The sequence below is a fragment of the Curtobacterium flaccumfaciens genome (genome assembly GCF_051548005.1).
Classification (GTDB): Bacteria; Actinomycetota; Actinomycetes; order Actinomycetales; family Microbacteriaceae; genus Curtobacterium.
Genome location: NZ_JBPUGH010000017.1, coordinates 14,085 through 34,926, shown reverse-complemented (window position 1 = coordinate 34,926; position 20,842 = coordinate 14,085). Strand labels below are relative to the sequence as shown.

The following is a 20,842-nucleotide window of genomic DNA, read 5'->3' as shown; positions in this document are numbered from 1 at the left end:
CGGCTGGTGGGTCCTCGTGGTCCCAGCGCTCGCCGTGGCGGCGCTCCTCGCCGCGGCCGTCGTGGTCGGACCGGCGCGCGGGCGCTGCCTCGTGCTCGCGCTCGCCGGCGGTTCGGTGGCCACGTGGACCGCAGCGCTGTGGGCGAACAGCGTCGGCGTGTCCTGGGCCACGCCGACGGAGGCGCTCGTCGGTGTCCTGCCGCTCCGCTACGCGGCGGCCAGCGGGCTCCTGCTCCTGTCGGCGGTCGCGACCGCCGGCGGCGTGCTCGTGACCGCCCGCGGCGTGCGCGTGGCCCGGAGCGCTCGGCCGGGCTTCGGCGTCGGTGGGACGGGTGCCGTGGCCCGACCGGTCGGCAGACACCGGGCGGGTCGGACCGGGTCGGGTCGGGCCCGTTGGGGACCGGCCCGGTGGGGTCGGACCGGGTGGGGCCCGCTGCGGGCCGTTCCGGTGCGGGCCGGTCGGGTGCGGACGGGAGGCCCGGCTCAGGTCGTCCCCACCGCCGTCGGCTGGTGCGCGGTCGCGCTGGTCGTCGCGTCCACCGTCGCCGGGACCGCGCCGCAGGTGGTCGCACACGAGCCGCCGGTCACACGGCGGTCAGCGGGACCGGCATGGGCGCCGCAGCTCCCGGCCGCCGCGGACACCTGCCGATCGGACCCGGACCTCGACGTGGTCCGCGTCCGGACCGCGCCCTGGGGGACGGCCGTGCCCTGTGACCGCCTAAGGTGACCGTGCGGTGCGACCGCGGACGGGCGGCTGCCCCGGGGCGGGGCCGCGACCTCCGGTGCCGCGGTGGTGCGCCCGACGGGGGTCAGCCGCGTCCGGACGGTGACGGACGGAACGCGCGACGCTGCGACGGTGTCCGCGGTCCGTCACCCGTGGACGCCGGTTCGTCTCCGGCCAGGACGATGCGCGACTTGACCGCCAGGAGGGCGAAGAGGATCCAGTTCCCCTGGTAGAGCAGACGGGACTCCGCGACCGACTGCACGAGCAGCGCCACGACGAGCAGGAGCGGGAAGAGGGTCACCGGATCGAACGGACGCTGCTCGAGCCGTGCGTCGTACCCGATGCGCGTCGCACCGGCCCATCCACGCTGCAGGGTCGTCAGGACGTAGAGGGCGAACAGCAGCAGGCCGATGATGCCGGTCTGCATCCAGACGTCCAGGTACGCGTCGTGCGCCTGCAGGTAGGTCACGCCCTTGCGGTGCGCCAGGTCGGCGAGCGTCGGGATGCTCGGCCACCAGTAGCCGATCCACCCCCAGCCGACCACCGGGTGCTGGTCGACCAGTCCGAGCACCTTCGCCCAGATCTCGCCGCGCCCGGTGGCGTCCGACCCCTTGCCGAGCAGCTCCGACAGCGGACCGCGGGCCACGAACGCGACGCAGGCCAGCACCACGGCGACGGCCGTGACGACGAGGTACCGCGGCGTGCGGCGCTCGGTCGGCGTCCGACGGATCCACAGCGCGACCACGAGGACGAGCGCGACGACGAGTGCTGCAGCGAGGACCGTGGAGGACCGGGTCAACAGGAACACGACCGCGGCCACGACGAGCCACCCGATCCCGCGGGCACGACGGATGCGGCCCTCGGCGAGCTGCACGCCGATCGCGATCGCCGCGAGCAGGGCGACCATCGCCAGGAGGTTCGCGTTCCCCGGCAGCCCCTGGATCCGTCCACCGGTGAAGAGCTCGGCGCGCGAGAAGTAGAAGGCGTCCGGGATGCGCGCGTCGCCGTAGTCGGTCCAGGCGGGAGCGACCGGGTGCCGGAGCACGATCGCGACGAACGCCTCGAACAGCAGGGAGAGCGCGAGCACCCAGCGCATCGCCAGACTCGTCGCGTCGAGGATCCGTCGCCACGAGAGGGTCGACGCCACCCCGAACGCGACCGCCGCACAGACGACCTGCACGACGATGCTCGGCAGGGTCGCGTACCGCCAGTGCGACCAGACGATCGACACCAGGCACCAGGCGAGGAAGAACCACAGCGACCGTGGCGTCCGCGTGATCGGCGGTCGCGCCCGCACGAGGATCGACACCCCCCAGGCGGCGACGAGCGCCCAGAGGACCGCGGCTCCGACCCAGGTCAGCGTGTTCGGCACCGCGTCGCCGGCGAACACCACCCCGAGCAGGGTGCTCGCGAACGCGAACGCCTCCCGCTCCGGAACCGTCCCTCGAGCCACCGGCCACGTGTTCGTCACGACGCCAGGCTACCGTCGCGCGCCCGCCGGTAGGCTCGCCGCATGTTCCTCGGCATCACCAACACCCCGCGCGACTACGCCTGGGGATCCGTCACCGCGATCCCGGAGCTCCTCGGCCGCACCGTCACCGGCGCACCCCAGGCCGAGCTCTGGCTCGGGGCCCACCCCGGCAGCCCGAGCGTCGTGGTGAACCCGGCGATGGTCGGGGGAGCCGACACCCTGCTCGACTGGATCGCCGCCGAGCCGGAGGACGCCCTCGGCCCGGGGCGCACCGGCCTGCCCTTCCTCCTCAAGGTGCTCGCCGCCGCCGCGCCCCTGTCGCTGCAGGCGCACCCGACCCCGGAGCAGGCGCGCGAGGGGTACGAGCGCGAGGAGGCCGCGGGCATCCCGATCGACGATCCGGCCCGCAACTACAAGGACCCGTTCCCGAAGCCCGAGCTCGTCGTCGCGCTCAGCGAGCGGTTCGAGGCGCTCAGCGGCTTCCGACCGGTCGCCGACACCCTGGTCGACGTCGAGCGGCTCGATGCCGGTTCCGGACGGCTCGGCCCGCTCGTCGCGCACCTCGGCCAGGGGCTCGAGGACACCGTCCGCTGGCTCGAGACGGCCGACGAGGGGGCGCTCGCCGTCGTGCGCGCGGCGAGCGACCTGGCGGCCGCCGTCCCGGACGACGAGGCCGGCCCGAACATCCGGACGGTCCGTGACCTCACCGAGGCCTGGCCCGACGACCCCGGCATCGTGGTGTCGCTCCTCATGCACCGCGTGACGCTCCGGACCGGCGAGTCGATGTACCTGCCCGCCGGGAACGTGCACGCCTACCTCGACGGCCTCGGCATCGAGCTCATGGCGCCCTCGGACAACGTGCTCCGCGGCGGCCTGACGCCCAAGCACGTCGACGTCCCCGAGCTCCTGCACGTGCTCGACTTCACGGCCCACCCGGCCCCGGTCCTCGAGCCCGAGCACCTGGCACCCGGCGTCGACCGGTTCGCCCCGGACGGCGTCGGGTTCGCACTCGTGCGCGTCACCGCCGACGGTGGGCCGGTCGGACTCGGCACGGGCGGCGTCGCACCGCTCGTCGGCCCCTCGATCGCGATCTGCACCGAGGGCGTCGTGACACTCGTCGGGGCGACGTCCGCGACGCTCCTCCGCCAGGGGGAGTCCTGCTACGTCACGCCGGACGAGGGTGACGTCACGGTCGAGGCCGACGCGACCTCGGGTCTCACCTCCACCGTCTTCATCGCGACCGGAGCGTGAACACGCAGGGACCCGCTCCCGCACCGTGACCGGGTTCCGCTAGCGTGACCAGCATGAGTTGGCTGGTCACCGGCGGCGCCGGGTACATCGCGTCCCACGTCGTCCGAGCGCTGCGGGCGGCGGGCATCGACACCGTCGCGCTGGACGACCTGTCGAGCGGCTTCCGGGCCTTCGTCCCCGACGACGTCCCGTTCGTCGAGGGCACGATCCTCGACGGCGACCTGGTGGGCCGCACGCTGCGCGACCACGCCGTCACCGGGGTCGTGCACGTCGCCGGCTTCAAGTACGCCGGCGTCTCGGTCGAACGGCCGCTGCACACCTACGAACAGAACGTCACCGGGATGACGACGCTGCTCCGAGCCATGGCCGAGCAGGACGTCACGAAGGTCGTCTTCTCGTCGAGCGCCGCCGTCTACGGCACGCCCGACGTCGAGACCGTCGTCGAGTCGACCCCGAAGGCCCCGGAATCGCCCTACGGCGAGTCGAAGCTCATCGGGGAGTGGCTGCTCCGCGACATGGAGACCGCCCGCGGGTTCACCACGACGTCGCTGCGGTACTTCAACGTCGTCGGCTCCGGCGAACCCGACCTCTACGACGCCAGCCCGCACAACCTCTTCCCGCTGGTCTTCGACGCCCTGCTCGCCGGCCGGACCCCGCGCATCAACGGCGACGACTACCCGACGCCGGACGGCACCTGCGTCCGTGACTACGTGCACGTCGCCGACCTCGCCCACTCCCACGCGGTGGCGGCGCGGAAGCTCGAGGCCGGGGAACCCCTCGACCGCGCCTACAACCTCGGCAGCGGGGACGGCGTGAGCGTCCGCCAGATCATGGACGCCATGGCCGCGGGGACGGGGATCGCCTTCGAGCCCGAGGTCGCGCCGCGACGCCCGGGTGACCCGGCGCGGATCGTCGCGACCGGCGAGGCCGCGGCGCGCGACCTCGACTGGTCGATGCGGCACTCCCTGGACGAGATGGTGTCGAGCGCGTGGGAGGCGCGCCGGAGCGTCGCCCGAGCGTGACCTCGTTCGTCCCCCGGAAGTCGGACAGAACACGGGCGACACGCCCGTACGGGGGACATGACACGCCGGAACCGTCAGCGGCTTCTATGATCCGCGACTTGACTCTGACGAATGACACCGCTGTAATTACAGGCACGACGGCAACTCGTCGTGGTCCGTCACGAGACGTCAGGGGTGATCAGGGTGAACGGTTCCGACTTCAGCGCCGGTGTTCCGGAGGACTGGCACGTCGACCCCGTGTCGCTCGGTGTCCCGGGCGTGCGGCGTCCGGACAGCGACGACGAGGAGAACCCGCTCGCGTGGCAGGCGGACTCGCTCTGCGCGCAGACCGACCCCGAGGCGTTCTTCCCGGAGAAGGGCGGCTCGACCCGCGAGGCGAAGAAGATCTGCACCTCGTGCGAGGTCCGGGCGCACTGCCTCGAGTACGCGCTCGAGAACGACGAGCGCTTCGGCATCTGGGGTGGCCTGTCCGAGCGCGAGCGTCGCAAGCTGCGCAAGCGCGCCTGAGCGGTCGCGGCGCGCCGGCGCGGACGATCGGTCACGGCGCGCCAGCGCCGTGCGAGGCCGCGCCGAGGAGCCTGCGACGAGGACGCCGGGACCAGCCACGCGACGTCCGCCGTGCGTCCGACGCACACCCCGCGGTGGTGGCTCCCACAGGTTCACGGCGCGCCGCCGTCCGCGACGGACCGCGTGCCTCCAGACCGTAGAGTGACGCCCGTCATGCAGCCCAGCGTCTCCCAGCCCCGTGTCACCGCGATCCTCGTCGCCGCCGACGGCGGCGACCACCTCGACCGCACCCTCGATGCGCTGGCCCGGCAGACCCGCCACCCCGAGGGCCTCGTGGTCGTCGACGCGGGGACGACCGACGGTTCCACCGCGGGACTCGAGTTCGGCGGTTCGGCCGCCCTGGTCCGCCTGTCGACGCGCCGGACCTTCGCGCAGGCGGTCGCCAGCGGGGTCCGCGAGGTCGCGCCCCCAGACGGCGACGGTGGTCCGGCCGACGAGTGGCTCTGGTTCCTCGGGCACGACAACGCACCGACGCCCGAGGCGCTGGCCGAGCTCCTCTCCGCGGTCGAGATCGCACCGTCGGTCGTGGTCGTCGGCCCGAAGCTGGTGCACGACGACGACCCCTCCCGGATCCGCGACTTCGGCGAGAGCATGACCCGGACCGGACGGTCCCTCGTGCTCGTGCAGGACGAACTCGACCAGGGCCAGCACGACCGGTACACCGACGTCCTCGGCGTCGCTGCGGCCGGCATGCTCGTCCGGCGGTCCGTCTGGGAACAGCTCGGCGGGTTCGACCCGGCGCTCCCCGACGTCGACGCCGCGCTCGACCTCTGCGTGCGCGCACGACTCGCCGGACACCGCGTGGCGGTCGTCCCGGAGGCACGGGTCACGAGCGCGGGCCCGGTCGAGGAGTTCGGCCGCAAGCGGCTCTCCGAGGGCAAGCGCGTGCGGCTGCACCGACAGGCGCAGCTGCACCGGCGCATGACGTACGCGCCGGCCTGGACGCTCTGGCTGCACTGGTTGACGCTCGTGCCGTTCGCGGTCGCGCGCGCGGTCGGCCACCTCGTCGCGAAGCACCCGGCTGCCGTCGGCGGTGAGCTCGCCGCGGCGTTCGCGGTCGCGTTCGGGGGTGGCGTCGGGCGGTCCCGGAAGGTCCTCGCGCGCAACCGGACCGTCGGCTGGGCCGCGATCGAGCCGCTCCGGGTGAGCTGGCGTCGACTGCACGAGCGCCGGACGACGTCCCGCGACGTCGAACTCGCCCGTGTCGAGGACGCGCCGATCGCGCGGGCCTCGTTCCTCGGCGACGGCGGGGTCTGGGTCGTGCTCGCCGCGGCCGTGCTGAGCGTCGTCACGCTGTACCCGCTGCTGGGGTCGCCGGCACTGACCGGTGGCGGGCTCCTCCCGCTGTCGAGCTCGGTCGGGCGGTTGTGGCAGAACGTGGGTTACGGCTGGCACTCCCTCGGCACCGGCTTCACCGGTCCGAGCGACCCGTTCACCGCGGTCGTCGCGGTCCTCGGTTCGATGACGTTCTGGTCGCCGTCGACCTCGGTCGTGCTCGTCATGCTGCTCGCGTTCCCGGTGTCCGCGCTCGGGGCCTGGTTCGCCGTCCGCAAGGTCACGACGCGGACCTGGGTCCCGGTGATCGGGGCCGCGCTCTACACGATCGCGCCGACGCTCGTCGGGGCCGTCACGAGCGGACACCTCGGCGCGGTCATCGCACACCTGGCGCTGCCCTGGCTGTTCCTCGCGCTCCTCGAGGCGCACCGATCGTGGGCGTGGGCCGCCGGTGCCGCGATCCTGTTCGCGGTGGTCGCCGCCTCGGCGCCGTCGTTGCTGCCGGTGCTGCTCGTGACCTGGTTCGTCGCGCTCGTCGTCGGCTGGCGGCGCGCACACCGACGGATCTTCGTGCCGGTGCCGGCCGTCGTGCTGTTCCTGCCGCTGGTCCTCGCGCAGTCCGCCCGTGGCAACCCACTCGCCGTCTTCGCCGACCCCGGTGTGCCGTCCGCGACGCGTGCGCCGTCGGCGTTCCAGCTCGCGATCGGCCAGCCGGTGCCGGACTGGAGCGGTTGGCTGCCCGCCACCGAACCGCTCGCGCTCGTCGCCTGGGTCCTGCCGGTCGTCATGGCCGTGCTCGCGCTCCCCGTCGCCGCGGCCGCGATCGGCGCGCTGCTCGGGCACCGTTGGGCGATCGCGGGGGCGGCGCTCGTCGTGGCGCTGCTCGGCTACGCGACCGCGTTCGGCGCGACCCAGCTCGCCGTCACCGGGGTCGGCTCCACCACCACCATCGTCTGGCCCGGCAGCGGGCTGAGCGTGTACTGGCTCGGCATCGTCGCCGCTGCCTGCATCGGCCTCGACGTCCTGCCCCGGCTCGCCCCGGTCGCGGCCCTCGTCGCGACGGTCCTCGCGGGCGTGACCGTCGCTCCGGCGTTCGCCGCCTTCTACCTGCAGACAGCGACGATCCAGCCGACCAGTGGACGGGTCCTCAGCGCCTACGTCAACGCCGAGGCACAGGCGAACCCGGACGTCGGTACCCTGGTGGTCGATCCGCAGCCGGACGGCTCGCTGGCGGTCTCGCTCGAACGCGGGCAGGGATCGACGCTGGACGACCAGTCGACGCTCGAGTCCACGGCGCTGACCCTGGACCGCGCGGGTCGTGCGGTCACCACGCTCGCGGGCAACCTCGCGAGCCGGAGCGGCTACGACCCGCGACCGGCACTGCGCTCGCTCGGCATCAGCTTCGTCCTGCTCGACGACGCGGGGAACGACCCGCGCGCCCAGGCGATCCACGACCGCACTGTCGGCGCGATCGGCCAGAACGCGCTCTTCACCAGCATCGGTGAGACGTCGAGCGGTCAGCTCTTCCACTACGACGGCGACGTCGACCGGACCTCCACCGGTTCGGCGGCGTCACGGGCGACGCACGTGGCGTACCTCGTCGTGCTCGGCGTGGTCTTCGGCGCCGCGGCCCTGCTCGCCGTGCCGACCGCGCCGCGACGACGCCGTGCCACCTCGAACCGCATCGAGGCCGAGGAACCCGCGACCACCTTCGACGAGGAGCGCGACGAATGAGCGCCAGCACCCCCGCCACGCTCCGCCGCTGGGTCGTCCGCGGCACCGCGACCGCGGTCGCCGTGGTCGTGGCCGCGGGCACGGTGACGGCAGCGCACGCGATCGGGACCGCATCGAGCCCCGGTCGTCCGGCCGGCCAGACGGTGACCCCGGTCGCCGCCGACGCCGAGCGTGTCTGCGCCGGCAACGCGCTCCGGCTCTCGGACGACGCCGGCAACGACGCCACGAAGGCCAGCCCGATCGGTACCGCCGCCGTGGCGACCGCGACCACGGGTGACTCGGTCGAGCGGTCCGACCTCGACCCGGGCGCCTCGGGCAGCAGCGACCCGCAGATCCTCACCGCGCCCGCAGGGTCCACGACGCCCCAGGTCGCCGGGAGCAGCTACCAGAGCGTGTCCGACGGCGACCTCGTCGGTGTCGGTGCCGCGTCCTGCGACGACCCGGCGCAGTCGACGTGGCTGGTCGGAGGGTCCACCGAGACGGGCCGCACGAGCCTCATCACCCTGTCGAACCCGACCGACGTGAACGCCACGGTCGACCTGTCGATCTACGACGGCTCCGGCACCGTGAGCGCGCCGGGCACCACCGGCATCGTCGTCGCGCCGAACAGTCAGAAGGTCGTGCCGCTCTCCGGCTTCGTCTCCGACCAGGGCTCGACGGTCGTCCACGTCGAGTCCTCCGGCGGGCAGATCGTGGCGCACATGCAGGAGACGGTCGTCCGCACGCTCACCCCCGGCGGCTTCGACATCGTCTCGGGCGGTGCCGCGCCGAGCACCTCGCAGGTCATCCCGGGGGTCGTGCTCGAGGGCACCGAGGCCGCGCAGCAGGGCGACGACACCGCGGACGCCGCACCGGTCCTCCGGCTCTTCGTCCCCGGCGCGACCGCAGCCCGGGTGACGCTCGGCATCACCACGGCGGACGGCGGCGGGTCGACCGTGAACGCGACGGCCGAGCCCGGCATCGTGACCGACGTCCCGCTCGACGACTTCCCGGACGGGCGGTACTCCTTCACGATCAGCTCGACCGTGCCGATCGTCGCGGGGGCGCGCACCACCCGTCCGACGCAGGACGGCGCGACCGACCTCGGCTGGTTCGCGTCCGCGGAGCCGCTCGGTGACGACGTCGTCACGGCGGTCGCTCCGGGGAGCGGCGCACGGCTGAACCTCGTCAACCCGACCCGCGAGGACGCCGAGGTCACGATCGCGTCCGGAGACGACGAGCAGCGCGTCTCGGTCGTGTCCGGCGACACGGTGACGGTGTCGCCGCCGACGTCGACGCAGCTGACGATCACCGGCGCGTCCGGGATCGTCGCGGGGGTCACCTACGACAACTCGGACGGTATCGCCGGCTTCCCGGTCCGCCCGGCCACGGCCGTGTCGACACCGGTCCGCGTCTACCCCTGACGGGAGGTGCGCCGCGGTGCGTCCCCGCCGCGGCGTCCGCGTCCGGTGCTCACCAGTGGCGGTAGCGGTCCGGTGCGAGGTCCCACGGGTCCTTGTCGATGAGCTCGCCGACCGCGCGGAACACCGCCGTCTCGACGACGATGCGGCGGTCCACGTCGTCCTTCTCGGGGCTGTGCGTCACCCGCTCGACCGGGATCCGGAACACCGTCACCCGCTTGCCGACGCGGTCGACGCGCCACCGGGGCATCCGGTCGGGCAGGGTCGGGTCGGTCGGCATGTCCGCGACCTGGAAGACGACCCCGGCGAGCTCGTCCGGCCACAGCTGCACGAGGTAGTGCGCGGTGTCGCCGACGATGCGGTCGAAGGTCTCGGCGCGGGTGCTCAGCGGCGCGAGGTCCGGCCCGGTCACGCTCGAACGGCCGCCGCGCCCGTGACGGGACCGGCCCCGGCCTCGGTCGACCGGGGTGACGAGCGGGGGCTTGCGACGCATCCCGTCATCGTACGCGCGCGGGGCGGTCCGGACGCACCCGGTAGGGTCGGTGACGGTATGGACGTCCGGATCTGCAGCAAGGTCGCCTGTGGTGCGAGCGCCTCGGCGACCCTGACGTACGACTACGGCGACTCGATGGTCGTCGTCGGCCCGCTCTCGACGCGCGTCGAACCGCACGGGTACGACCTGTGCGCGCGCCACGCGGCACGCCTCCGCGTGCCCCGTGGGTGGAGCGTCGTCCGACGCGAGCCGATCCGCGAGGTCGACTGAGGCCCTGTCCGCGACGCCCCGGAAACGGGACCGACGCCGGGTCCCGACCCGTGCCTCCCGGCCTGGAGGCGCGCCCCGCGTCACCGACGTCGGCACCCGTGTCGCGCGGCGACGCGCACACCCCGCACCGACGCGCGCGTGGAAGACTGACGCCATGACCACCGAAGCCCGCACCGCAGCAGCCTTCCGCGTCGCCGACCTCTCGCTGGCCGAGGCCGGACGGCACCAGATCCGGCTCGCCGAGAACGAGATGCCGGGGCTCATGTCCCTCCGCGAGGAGTTCGGGCCCTCCCAGCCGCTCGCCGGCGCGCGCATCGCCGGGTCGCTGCACATGACCGTGCAGACGGCGGTCCTCATCGAGACGCTCGTGGCCCTCGGCGCACAGGTGCGCTGGGCGAGCTGCAACATCTTCTCCACGCAGGACGAGGCCGCGGCGGCGGTCGTCGTCGGCCCGACCGGGACGGTCGAGGAGCCCGCCGGGGTGCCGGTGTTCGCGTGGAAGGGCGAGACGCTCGAGGAGTACTGGTGGTGCACGAACCGGATCTTCGACTGGACCGCCGAGGCGGCGGACGCCGGCGCGGACTGGGCGGGCCCGAACCTGATCCTCGACGACGGCGGTGACGCCACGATGCTCGTGCACACCGGCGCCGACGCCGAGGCGGCGGGTCGCGTGCCCGAGGCCGGGCCGGACGCGAGCGCCGAGTGGCGGATCGTCCTCGACACCGTCGCGGCGTCGCTCCGGGACTCCGCCGACCGCTGGACCCGGATCGCCGCGGACATCGAGGGCGTCACCGAGGAGACCACCACCGGCGTGCACCGCCTCTACGAGCTGTCCCGCGAGGGGAAGCTGCAGTTCCCGGCGATCAACGTCAACGACTCCGTGACGAAGTCGAAGTTCGACAACAAGTACGGCATCCGGCACTCGCTCCCGGACGGCCTGAACCGGGCGACGGACGTCCTCATCGGCGGCAAGGTCGCGTTCGTCGTCGGCTACGGGGACGTCGGCAAGGGCGCGGCGGAAGCGCTGCGCGGTCAGGGCGCCCGGGTGATCGTGTCCGAGGTCGACCCGATCTGCGCCCTGCAGGCGGCGATGGACGGCTACCAGGTGGCCCGGCTCGCGGACGTCGCGGGCGAGGTCGACATCGTGGTCACCTGCACGGGCAACCTCGGCGTCGTCGGGGTCGAGGACATGCTCGCCCTGAAGCACCTCGCGGTCGTCGCGAACGTGGGGCACTTCGACAACGAGATCGACATGGCGGGGCTCGAGGCGCTGCCCGGGGCCGAGAAGGTCGAGATCAAGCCGCAGGTGCACGAGTGGCGGCTCCCGAACGGCCGCTCGATCCTCGTGCTGTCCGAGGGACGGCTGATGAACCTCGGCAACGCGACCGGGCACCCCTCCTTCGTCATGAGCAACTCGTTCACGAACCAGGTCCTCGCACAGATCGAGCTGCACACCCGGCGCGACCAGTACCCGACGGGCGTGTACGTGCTGCCGAAGCACCTCGACGAGAAGGTGGCGCGGCTCCACCTCGACGCCCTCGGGGTCCGGCTGACGTCGCTGCGGCCCGAGCAGGCGGCGTACATCGGCGTCCCCGTCGAGGGGCCGTACAAGCCGGACCACTACCGGTACTGAGGCGCGGCGGGTCCGCGGGGCGCGGCGCCGCAGTCGTTCCCGTGGTGCATCGCGTGCACCGGCCACGGGGCGGACGGTGGCGGCGTACCGGGCTGCCACGGGCCTCCAGGCCGGCGCCTCGGCTATCGTGAGGAACGGTGCCGACCCGGCACCCACGCTCCACAGGGACGGAAGCCCCCATCACATGACACCGCGCATCCTCGTCGTCGACGACGACCAGGCCCTCGCCGAGATGATCGGCATCGTCCTCCGCTCCGAGGGCTTCGAACCCGAGTTCAGCGCCGACGGCAACGACGCCGTCGACGCGTTCCGGAACTCGGAGCCGGACCTCGTGCTCCTCGACGTCATGCTCCCCGGCATCGACGGCATCGAGGTCTGCAAGCGCATCCGCGCCGAGAGCGGCACCCCGATCATCATGCTCACCGCGAAGAGCGACACCGCCGACGTCGTGGTCGGGTTGGAGAACGGCGCCGACGACTACGTGGTCAAGCCCTTCAACCCGAAGGAGCTCGTCGCCCGGATCCGCACCCGGCTCCGGCCCACAGCGTCCGACTCGACCGTGCTGCACGCCGGCGACCTCACCGTGGACGTCCCCGGGCACGAGGTCCGCCGCGGCGACACCGTGATCGCCCTCACCCCGCTCGAGTTCGACCTGCTCCGCGCGCTCGCCGAGAAGCCGAACCAGGTGTTCACCCGCGAGATGCTCCTCGAGCAGGTGTGGGGCTACCACTACAAGGCCGACACCCGCCTGGTGAACGTGCACGTACAGCGCCTCCGCGCGAAGATCGAGCACGACCCGGACAACCCGAAGATCGTCACGACCGTCCGCGGCGTCGGGTACCGGGCCGGAGGAGCCTGAGCACCGTGCCGCGACGTCGACCGTCGCGTCCCCGCGTGGCGCCGACCGGCACCCTCGGCCGGGTCGGCCAGCGGCTGCGCCGGTGGGCGCGCCGTGGCTGGCGTGGCATCGCCTACCTGTGGCGCCGGTCGCTCATGTTCCGGTCCGTGGCGATCACCGTCGTCACGACCGGTCTCGCCGTCGCGGTCATCGGCACCGCCGTCATGGTGAGCATCTCGAACAACGTCTACGCGCAGCGCCGCGACCAGATCGAGTCCGAGTCGGCGCGCGCGACGCTCGTGGCGCAGAACATCTTCGACGCGGCGACCGCCAGCGAGGACAACAACCAGTCGGAGCTGGAGACGCTCCAGAACGAGGCGCAGCAGGCGATCCTCTCGAACACCACGAGCCCCGGCGGCACGGACGTCGCCATCGAGCGGACTCCCGGCCAGTCGACACCGCAGACCCTGCAGACCATCGTCACGCGGGACTTCCCCGACGCCGTCATCTCCGACGCGCTGCGGAAGCAGGTCGGCAAGAACACCGGACGCCTGAGCCTCCAGCCCGTGCAGCTCGAGGACGAGGGCCGCCGGCAGCCGGGGCTCGCGGTGGGGTCGACGTTGCAGATCCCGAGCGCCGGCCAGTACGAGCTGTACCTCGTCTACGACCTCTCGGACGCCCAACAGACCCTCGACTTCGTCTCGCAGACGCTGTCGATCGGCGGCGTCGCGCTCATCGTCCTGATCGCCCTCGTCACCAGCCTCGTCGTGCGGCTCGTCGTCGTGCCGATCCGCGGTGCCGCCGAGACGAGCCGCAAGATCGCCGCCGGCCGGCTCGACGAACGCATCCCGGTGCACGGCGACGACGACATCGCCACGCTGGCCAGGAGCTTCAACGGCATGGCCGACGCGGTCAGCCGACAGATCACCCAGCTCGCCGAGCTGTCCCGGGTGCAGCAGCGCTTCGTGTCCGACGTCTCGCACGAGCTCCGCACACCCCTCACCACCATCCGTCTCGCGGGTGACGTGCTCTACGACTCCCGACACGCGTTCGAGCCGGCGGTCGCGCGCTCGGCCGAACTCCTGCACGCCCAGGTCGAACGGTTCGAGCTGCTCCTCGCCGACCTCCTCGAGATCTCCCGCTACGACGCCCAGGCCGCGCAGCTCGACACCGAGCCCGTCGTCCCTGCCGCACTCGCCGCGGACATCGTCGAGGAGTTCCGCCCGCTCGCCGAACGCGCCGGCGTGGACCTCGTCCTCCACACCCCCGGCGGGCACACCACCATGCAGCTCGACGCCAAGCGCATCCGACGGATCATGCGCAACCTCGTCGGCAACGCCATCGAGCACGGCGAGGAACGACCCGTGCAGGTGGTCGTCGACAGCGACAGCCGCACGGTGGCGATCGCGGTCCGCGACCACGGCGTCGGGATGCCCCCGGAGGACGCCGCCCGGGTGTTCGACCGCTTCTGGCGAGCGGATCCCAGCCGCAAGCGCACCATCGGCGGGACCGGGCTCGGCCTCGCGATCAGCCTCGGCGACGCGAACCTGCACGGCGGTCGCATCGACGTGTGGTCCCGCGTCGGCGAGGGGTCGGCGTTCGTGCTGACCCTGCCCCGCACGGGCCACGTGTCGACGGAGACGTCGGCGATCCCGCTGCCCGACCTCGACGACCCGTACGACGGCCCCCGCGCCGTCCGCGAGGAGGACGCATGACCCGCCGCACCGCCCGCGCCGCCGCTGCCCGCGCACCACACCGCGGGGTCCGCCGCACCCTCGTCGTCGTGCTCGCCGCCCTGACGCTCGTCGCGCTCTCCGCCTGCGCCGCCATCCCGCTCTCCGGCGACGTCCGCTCCGGCCAGTCCATCAAGGACGAGTCCGTCTCCGGCGTTGAGCTGCGCCCCGACGGGCCCTCCGGCGGCGAGGACCAGACCGCCGTCCTCCGCGGGTTCATCGCGGCCGCCACGGGCGCCCAGAACAACTACGCCACCGCGCGCGAGTTCCTGTCCTCCGGGTTCTCGCAGAAGTGGAACCCGCGGCAGGGCGTCACGATCAGCGACGGCAGCGGGCAGGTCGAGCGGGTCGGCGCGAACGAGCTCACGTACACGCTCACCGCGAGCGCGTCGCTCGATTCCGACGGCGAGTACACCCAAGCCGTCCGCCCCACGACCTCGACGCTGACGTTCCAGTTCGTCCGTGAGGGCGACGACTGGCGCATCGCCTCCGCCCCCGACGGCATCATCCTGTCGCCTGTGCGGTTCCAGTCCGTGTTCCAGCAGCACGCGCTGTACTTCTTCGACCCGACCGGCGACTTCCTCGTCCCCGACGTCCGCTGGTTCCTCGCCCAGTCCTCGGTGAGCACGAGGGTCGTCAGTGCGTTGCTCGCCGGTCCGGCGGACTGGCTCGACGGGGCGGTGGCATCGGCGTTCCCGAAGGGCACGCAGCTGTCGCTCAACGCCGTGACGATCGAGGACGGCACGGCGCAGGTCGACCTGTCCAGCGCTGCCCTCCGGGCCAGCTCGGCCGACCGGGTCCGGATGCGTGAGCAGCTGGCGAAGTCGCTCGCCACGGTCGCGTCCGTCTCGTCCGTGACGATGACGGTCGAGGGCGCGAGCCTGTCCGTCCCGTCGAGCGGATCGTCGGACGCACAGCAGAACCCCGACGTCGACCCGCGGCCGCTCGTCGAGGCCCAGCGCAAGGTGGGCTACGCGGCGAGCAACGGCACCGTGTCCGCCCTCGGCGGCGGGATGAGCCAGCAGGTCGTCGCGCTCGACCCGGACGCGGTCTCCCTGAGCGCGTCGGGGACGGTCGCGGCGGTCCGGAGCGACGAGGGCGTGTTCGTCGTCCGCTCCGGGCAACAGCGCCTGCGCGTCGACACCCGCACCGACCTCGTCCCGCCGTCCGTCGACGACGTCGGAGCCGGGTCGGTCTGGGTCGCACGCAAGGGCGACCCGTCGAAGGTGCGGACGTACTCGTTGACCGGAGAGCCCCACGACGTCGAGACCACGCTGCCGTCGGGGAGGCTCGTGTCGTTCCAGGTCTCGCGGGACTCCACCCGCGCGCTCGCGCTCCTGCAGACCGCGGACGGACCGGCGCTGTACGTGATGGCCATCGAGCGCGACCGCGACCGGGTGCCGACGGCCCTCGGGTCGCCGGTGCGGGTGCAGGCCGCGTCCGGCGAGGCCGTCTCCGCCACCTGGGTGAGCGACGTCGACGTGGCGTCCGTCGGACAGACCGACAGCGGTCCGGAGGTCGTGCGCACCACGATCGGTGGGCGCGCGACGACGCTCCCGCAGCCGGACGGCCGGGCCACGACGATCGTCGGCGGCAGCGGCGGGTCGCTGCTCCTGCGGATGTCCGACGCGCGGGTCCTCCAGTCGACCGGCGGCGGCTGGGAGCCGACGGGCGTCACGGGGAGCGTGCTCGGCACCCAGCGCTGAGGGGCGTCCCTGCACCGGCGACCCTGCCTGGAGGCCCGTCCACAGCCCGGCTGACGGCCTCCCGCCCGCCCCGTGACCGGCCGAGGATCGTGCGGGTGACCCCGCGCCGTCCGTCCCCACCGCCCCGCGACCCGATCGCCGCGCTCCGCGCGGTGGTCGGCCTCGTCCTCCCGGTCGACTGCGTCGGGTGCGGCACGCCGGACCGCGCGCTGTGCGCTGCGTGCACGAGAGCCGTCGCGGAGCGCCCGCAGCGGGTGCGGCTCGTCGCCGGTGTCCGGACGGACGCCGCGTTCGAGTACGAGGGCCTCGTCCGCACGCTCGTCCTCGAGCTGAAGCTCCGTTCCCGCGTCGACCTCGCCGGTCCGCTCGCCGGGCGGTTCGGCGCGCTCGTGCGACGGGCGCTCGCCGAAGCCCCGGACGGCACGGTCGTCCTCCGTGTTCCCCCGTCCAGGCGTGGTGCCCGGAGACGCGGCTTCGACCCGGTGGTGCTGCTCCTCCGTCGGGGGAGGGCGCCGGCGGGGGCCGCCCTCGTCCGCCACGACGCCACGGCCGGCCGATCCGGCGATCGCGGCGTTCCCGGCAGCCGTGGCGGCTCCGGTCAGAAGGGACGCACGGCCACCGAACGTGTCGCCGCGACCGTCGGCACGCTCCGGGCGGTCGACGTCGCCGGCCGCACGGTGGTCCTCGTCGACGACGTGGTGACCACGGGCGTGACCCTGGCCGAGGCCGTCCGTGCCGTCCGAGCGGCCGGCGGCACGGTCACACGGTGCGTGGTGGTCGCGAGCGTCGAGGACTGAACCCGGGTGCACGGACGGTGACGCCTGGGTGTCCGGTGGGTGTCGCGCCGGGATCGCGTGGACGTCGTGACAACCGTCGGCGCTCGGGTCTAGCCTCGCGGCAAGGCGTCAGAGATCGCCGGACGGAGGCGACGCGCCGAGCGTGGATGGGAGCCGCCACATGGACGTGACGATCACAGGCCGGAACATCGGGGTCACCGACCGATTCCGGACCTACGTCGAACAGAAGTCCGAGAAGATCGACGTGCTCGCCGACCGGGCCCTCGCCTTCGAGGTGCGGGTCAGCCGTCACAACGAGAAGAGCGGCGGCGCAGGGGGCGAGGACCGCGTCGAGCTGATGCTCATCGGCCCCGGGCCGCTCGTCCGGGCCGAGTCCGCGGCCTCGGACAAGTACGCGGCCTTCGACCTGGCCTTCGCCCGGCTGACCGAACGACTCCGGCGTGCGCGTGACCGTCGCAAGGTGCACCGCGGACGGCACCGCCCGACCTCGGTCGGCGAAGCCTCCGGGACGGCGTTCGAGCACCTCGGCGTGACGCCGGCGGACGGCAAGCTCCTGCAGTCGGTCGCGACCGGGGCGATCCCGACGGTGGACACCGACGCGCAGGAGGAGCCGGAGGACGAGGCCTACTGCCCGGTGGTCATCCGCGAGAAGGTCTTCGAGGCTGCGCCGATGACGGTCGACGACGCGCTGTACCACATGGAGCTGGTCGGGCACGACTTCTACCTCTTCGTCGACGCCGCGACCGGACGTCCGAGCGTCGTGTACCGCCGCAAGGGCTGGGACTACGGCGTCATCGGCATCGACGACCCGTCGTCCGCCGGGGCCGACACGGCGAGCGAACCCGCTGCCGCTCTCGCCTGACCCGTCGAGCACCCCTCGACGACGCTGTGCGCGGCCCGTTCGCGGGCCGCGCACAGCCGCGCCGCTCCCAGCGTCGGTCGTCGCGGGGTTGCTAGCATGACTGGCTGATCGCATCGCGCAGACGGCGCGAGACGACCTCGTAAGGAGCTCACGTGGCAAACGTGCTGGAGAAGGTCCTCCGCATCGGTGAAGGACGAACCCTCCGCCGCCTGAAGGCCTACGCCTCGGCGATCAACGACCTGGAAGACGACTTCGCGTCCCTCACCGACGAGGAACTCCAGGACGAGACCAAGGAGCTGCGCGAGCGGTACGCGAACGGCGAGACCCTCGACGACCTGCTGCCCGAGGCCTTCGCCGCGGTCCGTGAGGCATCGAAGCGCACCCTCGGCATGCGGCACTTCGACGTGCAGCTCATGGGTGGCGCCGCGCTCCACCTCGGCAACATCGCCGAGATGAAGACCGGTGAGGGCAAGACCCTCGTGGCCACGACGGCCGCGTACCTCAACGCCATCCCGTCCCGCGGGGTGCACGTCATCACCGTCAACGACTTCCTCGCGTCGTACCAGTCGGAGCTCATGGGCCGCGTCTTCCGCGCGCTCGGCATGACCACCGGCTGCATCATCGCCAACCAGTCGCCGGCCGAGCGCCGTGAGCAGTACGCCGCGGACATCACCTACGGCACGAACAACGAGTTCGGCTTCGACTACCTGCGCGACAACATGGCGTGGCAGGCGTCGGACATGGTGCAGCGCGGGCACTTCTTCGCCATCGTTGACGAGGTCGACTCGATCCTCATCGACGAGGCCCGCACGCCGCTCATCATCTCCGGTCCCTCGTCGGGCGAGGCCAACCGCTGGTTCACCGAGTTCGCCTCGATCGCCAAGCGCCTCACCCCGGGCGAGGACTACGAGGTCGACGAGAAGAAGCGCACCGTCGGCGTGCTCGAGCCCGGCATCGAGAAGGTCGAGGACTACCTCGGCATCGACAACCTCTACGAGTCGGCGAACACCCCGCTCATCTCGTTCCTCAACAACTCCATCAAGGCCGTCTCGCTGTTCAAGCGCGACAAGGACTACGTCGTGATGAACGGCGAGGTCCTCATCGTCGACGAGCACACCGGCCGCATCCTGATGGGTCGTCGCTACAACGAGGGCATCCACCAGGCGATCGAGGCGAAGGAGGGCGTCGAGGTCAAGGCGGAGAACCAGACCCTCGCGACCGTCACGCTCCAGAACTACTTCCGCCTGTACCAGAAGCTCTCGGGCATGACCGGTACCGCGGAGACCGAAGCGGCCGAGTTCATGTCGACCTACAAGCTCGGCGTGGTCCCGATCCCGACGAACAAGCCGATGCAGCGCATCGACCAGACCGACCTCGTCTACAAGAACGAGAAGGCGAAGTTCGAGCAGGTCGCCGAGGACATCGCCGAGCGCCACGAGAAGGGCCAGCCCGTCCTCGTCGGCACCACGAGCGTCGAGAAGTCCGAGTACCTGTCGAAGCTCCTCGCGAAGAAGGGCGTCAAGCACGAGGTCCTCAACGCGAAGAACCACGCGCGTGAAGCCGCGATCGTCGCGCAGGCTGGTCGGCTCGGCGCGGTGACCGTCGCCACGAACATGGCCGGCCGTGGTACCGACATCATGCTCGGCGGCAACTCCGAGTTCCTCGCCGTGCAGGAGATGCACGCCAAGGGCCTGTCGCCGACGGAGACCCCGGAGGAGTACGAGGCCGCCTGGGACGACGTCTTCGAGCGCGTCAAGGCAGAGATCAAGGACGAGGCCGACAAGGTCCGCGAAGCCGGCGGTCTCTACGTCCTCGGTACCGAGCGCCACGAGTCCCGCCGCATCGACAACCAGCTGCGCGGTCGTTCCGGTCGCCAGGGAGACCCGGGCGAAAGCCGGTTCTACCTGTCGCTCACCGACGACCTGATGCGCCTGTTCAACTCCGGCGCCGCCGAGAGCCTCATGGGTCGCTCGAACGTCCCGGACGACCTCGCGATCGAGAACAAGCTCGTCGGCCGTGCGATCCGTTCGGCGCAGGCGCAGGTCGAGGGCCGCAACGCCGAGATCCGCAAGAACGTGCTCAAGTACGACGACGTCCTGAACCGGCAGCGCGAGGCGATCTACAGCGACCGCCGGCACATCCTCGAGGGCGACGACATCCACGACCGCGCGCAGACGTTCCTCAAGAGCGTCGTCGACGACGTGATCGACACCCACACCGGTGAGGGCTCGCCCGACGACTGGGACCTCGACGCCATGTGGACCGAGCTCGGGACGCTCTTCCCGATCTCGATCTCCATCGACGAGGTCATCACCGAGGCCGGGTCCAAGGGCAAGGCGACTCGCGAGTTCCTCGGCCGCGAGATCCTGTCGGACGCGCAGCTGGCCTACCAGAAGCGCGAGGAGCTCCTCGGTGACGAGGCCATGCGCGAGCTCGAGCGGCGCGTCGTGCTCTCCGTCATCGACCGTCGCTGGCGGGACCACCTCTACGAGATGGACTACCTCAAGGACGGCATCGGCCTCCGTGCGATGGCGCAGCGCGACCCGCTGGTCGAGTACCAGCGCGAGGGCTACGCCCTGTTCCAGAGCATGATGGGACAGATCCGCGAGGAGTCTGTCGGGTACCTCTTCAACCTCGAGGTGCAGGTGCAGTCCGACGGCGAGAACGCGGTCATCGAGGCGAAGGGCCTCGGCGAGGAGGAGACGAGCGGTCTCGAGTACTCGGCACCGTCCATCGACGGTGAGGTCGAGGTCCGCGACGAGCAGGGTCGCCTCGAGCAGGCCGCGACGGCGCGCGCGCAGCGTGCGCAAGCCGAGGCCGAGGAGGCCCAGGGTCCGGAGCAGGGCTCCGCGTTCGGCACCGCGGCGACGGCTTCCGGCCAGGCGGCGGCGAACAACCGCGCCGAACGTCGCGCGGCGAAGCGCGGCTGACGCCACAAGAGACGGACGGGAGGCGCGGTGCCAGCTGGCACCGCGCCTCCCGTCCGTCTGCGCGTGCGCACACCCACGAGTCTCGCCCTGAGCGGGGCGTGCTCCCGTCCGTCTGCGCGTGCGCACATGCACGAGT

Annotated in this window: 16 protein-coding genes; 14 read left to right on the top strand and 2 right to left on the bottom strand. The window is 72.4% G+C overall.

Annotated features, from left to right (window positions below):
* Positions 1 to 727, top strand: a 727-nt coding sequence (locus tag ACSW7Y_RS04215; protein WP_438125087.1) for a hypothetical protein, incomplete at its 5' end; no start/stop codon positions are given.
* A gap of 82 nt (positions 728 to 809) precedes the next feature.
* On the opposite strand, the gene ACSW7Y_RS04210 is transcribed toward ACSW7Y_RS04215, so the two are convergent.
* Positions 810 to 2,195 carry an O-antigen ligase family protein gene (locus ACSW7Y_RS04210; protein WP_438125086.1) on the bottom strand — a complete coding sequence of 462 codons (1,386 nt, stop codon included), beginning with the start codon at positions 2,193 to 2,195 and terminating at the stop codon, positions 810 to 812.
* A 42-nt stretch (positions 2,196 to 2,237) separates the two neighbouring features.
* Here ACSW7Y_RS04210 and manA point away from each other — a divergent pair, with 42 nt between their 5' ends.
* The 5 genes from manA to ACSW7Y_RS04185 all read left to right on the top strand — a co-directional run bounded on the left by manA (position 2,238) and on the right by ACSW7Y_RS04185 (position 9,447).
* Entirely contained in the window at positions 2,238 to 3,446 is a 1,209-nt protein-coding gene (manA, locus tag ACSW7Y_RS04205) for a mannose-6-phosphate isomerase, class I (protein WP_438125085.1), read from the top strand.
* A 53-nt stretch (positions 3,447 to 3,499) separates the two neighbouring features.
* On the top strand, positions 3,500 to 4,468 hold the full coding sequence (gene galE / locus ACSW7Y_RS04200) for a UDP-glucose 4-epimerase GalE (protein WP_438125084.1): 969 nt from the start codon (positions 3,500 to 3,502) through the stop codon (positions 4,466 to 4,468).
* A 174-nt stretch (positions 4,469 to 4,642) separates the two neighbouring features.
* Complete coding sequence (locus ACSW7Y_RS04195; RefSeq protein WP_438125083.1) at positions 4,643 to 4,975, top strand: WhiB family transcriptional regulator; 333 nt, start codon at positions 4,643 to 4,645, stop codon at positions 4,973 to 4,975.
* 213 nt (positions 4,976 to 5,188) lie between these two features.
* Positions 5,189 to 8,044 carry a glycosyltransferase gene (locus ACSW7Y_RS04190; RefSeq protein ID WP_438125082.1) on the top strand — a complete coding sequence of 952 codons (2,856 nt, stop codon included), beginning with the start codon at positions 5,189 to 5,191 and terminating at the stop codon, positions 8,042 to 8,044.
* Positions 8,041 to 9,447, top strand: a complete 1,407-nt coding sequence (locus ACSW7Y_RS04185; protein WP_438125081.1) for a DUF5719 family protein — start codon at positions 8,041 to 8,043, stop codon at positions 9,445 to 9,447. Before ACSW7Y_RS04190 ends, ACSW7Y_RS04185 begins: the two co-directional genes overlap by 4 nt.
* A gap of 49 nt (positions 9,448 to 9,496) precedes the next feature.
* Here ACSW7Y_RS04185 and ACSW7Y_RS04180 read toward each other — a convergent pair whose 3' ends face one another.
* Positions 9,497 to 9,937 (bottom strand): metallopeptidase family protein, encoded by a 441-nt coding sequence (locus tag ACSW7Y_RS04180; RefSeq protein WP_438125080.1) that lies wholly within the window; start codon positions 9,935 to 9,937, stop codon positions 9,497 to 9,499.
* A 57-nt stretch (positions 9,938 to 9,994) separates the two neighbouring features.
* Here ACSW7Y_RS04180 and ACSW7Y_RS04175 point away from each other — a divergent pair, with 57 nt between their 5' ends.
* From ACSW7Y_RS04175 to secA, 8 genes are all read left to right on the top strand, one after another.
* A complete protein-coding gene (locus tag ACSW7Y_RS04175) occupies positions 9,995 to 10,207 on the top strand; it encodes a DUF3499 family protein (RefSeq protein ID WP_438125079.1) in 213 nt (70 codons plus the stop codon).
* Between the two features lie 154 nt (positions 10,208 to 10,361).
* Positions 10,362 to 11,840, top strand: a complete 1,479-nt coding sequence (ahcY, locus tag ACSW7Y_RS04170; protein WP_438125078.1) for an adenosylhomocysteinase — start codon at positions 10,362 to 10,364, stop codon at positions 11,838 to 11,840.
* Positions 11,841 to 12,024: 184 nt separating this feature from the next.
* Complete coding sequence (gene mtrA, locus ACSW7Y_RS04165) at positions 12,025 to 12,699, top strand: MtrAB system response regulator MtrA (protein WP_438125077.1); 675 nt, start codon at positions 12,025 to 12,027, stop codon at positions 12,697 to 12,699.
* 35 nt (positions 12,700 to 12,734) lie between these two features.
* Positions 12,735 to 14,393, top strand: a complete 1,659-nt coding sequence (gene mtrB / locus ACSW7Y_RS04160) for an MtrAB system histidine kinase MtrB (RefSeq protein WP_438125076.1) — start codon at positions 12,735 to 12,737, stop codon at positions 14,391 to 14,393.
* Positions 14,390 to 16,117 (top strand): GerMN domain-containing protein, encoded by a 1,728-nt coding sequence (locus tag ACSW7Y_RS04155; RefSeq protein ID WP_438125075.1) that lies wholly within the window; start codon positions 14,390 to 14,392, stop codon positions 16,115 to 16,117. Before mtrB ends, ACSW7Y_RS04155 begins: the two co-directional genes overlap by 4 nt.
* 95 nt (positions 16,118 to 16,212) lie before the next feature.
* A complete protein-coding gene (locus ACSW7Y_RS04150; RefSeq protein WP_438125074.1) occupies positions 16,213 to 16,914 on the top strand; it encodes a ComF family protein in 702 nt (233 codons plus the stop codon).
* Between the two features lie 160 nt (positions 16,915 to 17,074).
* Positions 17,075 to 17,776 (top strand): ribosome hibernation-promoting factor, HPF/YfiA family, encoded by a 702-nt coding sequence (gene hpf, locus ACSW7Y_RS04145; protein ID WP_438125073.1) that lies wholly within the window; start codon positions 17,075 to 17,077, stop codon positions 17,774 to 17,776.
* 152 nt (positions 17,777 to 17,928) lie between these two features.
* Positions 17,929 to 20,706, top strand: a complete 2,778-nt coding sequence (gene secA / locus ACSW7Y_RS04140; RefSeq protein WP_438125072.1) for a preprotein translocase subunit SecA — start codon at positions 17,929 to 17,931, stop codon at positions 20,704 to 20,706.
* The last annotated feature ends 136 nt before the right edge of the window (positions 20,707 to 20,842 follow it).

Bases quoted from the DNA above. Each gene is read 5' to 3' on its own strand.
- manA (WP_438125085.1), top strand. From the start codon at position 2,238: ATGTTCCTCGGCATCACCAACACCCCGCGCGACTACGCCTGGGGATCC.
- galE (WP_438125084.1), top strand. From the start codon at position 3,500: ATGAGTTGGCTGGTCACCGGCGGCGCCGGGTACATCGCGTCCCACGTC.
- ACSW7Y_RS04190 (WP_438125082.1), top strand. From the start codon at position 5,189: ATGCAGCCCAGCGTCTCCCAGCCCCGTGTCACCGCGATCCTCGTCGCC.
- ACSW7Y_RS04185 (WP_438125081.1), top strand. From the start codon at position 8,041: ATGAGCGCCAGCACCCCCGCCACGCTCCGCCGCTGGGTCGTCCGCGGC.
- ACSW7Y_RS04180 (WP_438125080.1), bottom strand. From the start codon at position 9,937: ATGCGTCGCAAGCCCCCGCTCGTCACCCCGGTCGACCGAGGCCGGGGC.
- ACSW7Y_RS04175 (WP_438125079.1), top strand. From the start codon at position 9,995: ATGGACGTCCGGATCTGCAGCAAGGTCGCCTGTGGTGCGAGCGCCTCG.
- ahcY (WP_438125078.1), top strand. From the start codon at position 10,362: ATGACCACCGAAGCCCGCACCGCAGCAGCCTTCCGCGTCGCCGACCTC.
- mtrA (WP_438125077.1), top strand. From the start codon at position 12,025: ATGACACCGCGCATCCTCGTCGTCGACGACGACCAGGCCCTCGCCGAG.
- ACSW7Y_RS04155 (WP_438125075.1), top strand. From the start codon at position 14,390: ATGACCCGCCGCACCGCCCGCGCCGCCGCTGCCCGCGCACCACACCGC.
- hpf (WP_438125073.1), top strand. From the start codon at position 17,075: ATGGACGTGACGATCACAGGCCGGAACATCGGGGTCACCGACCGATTC.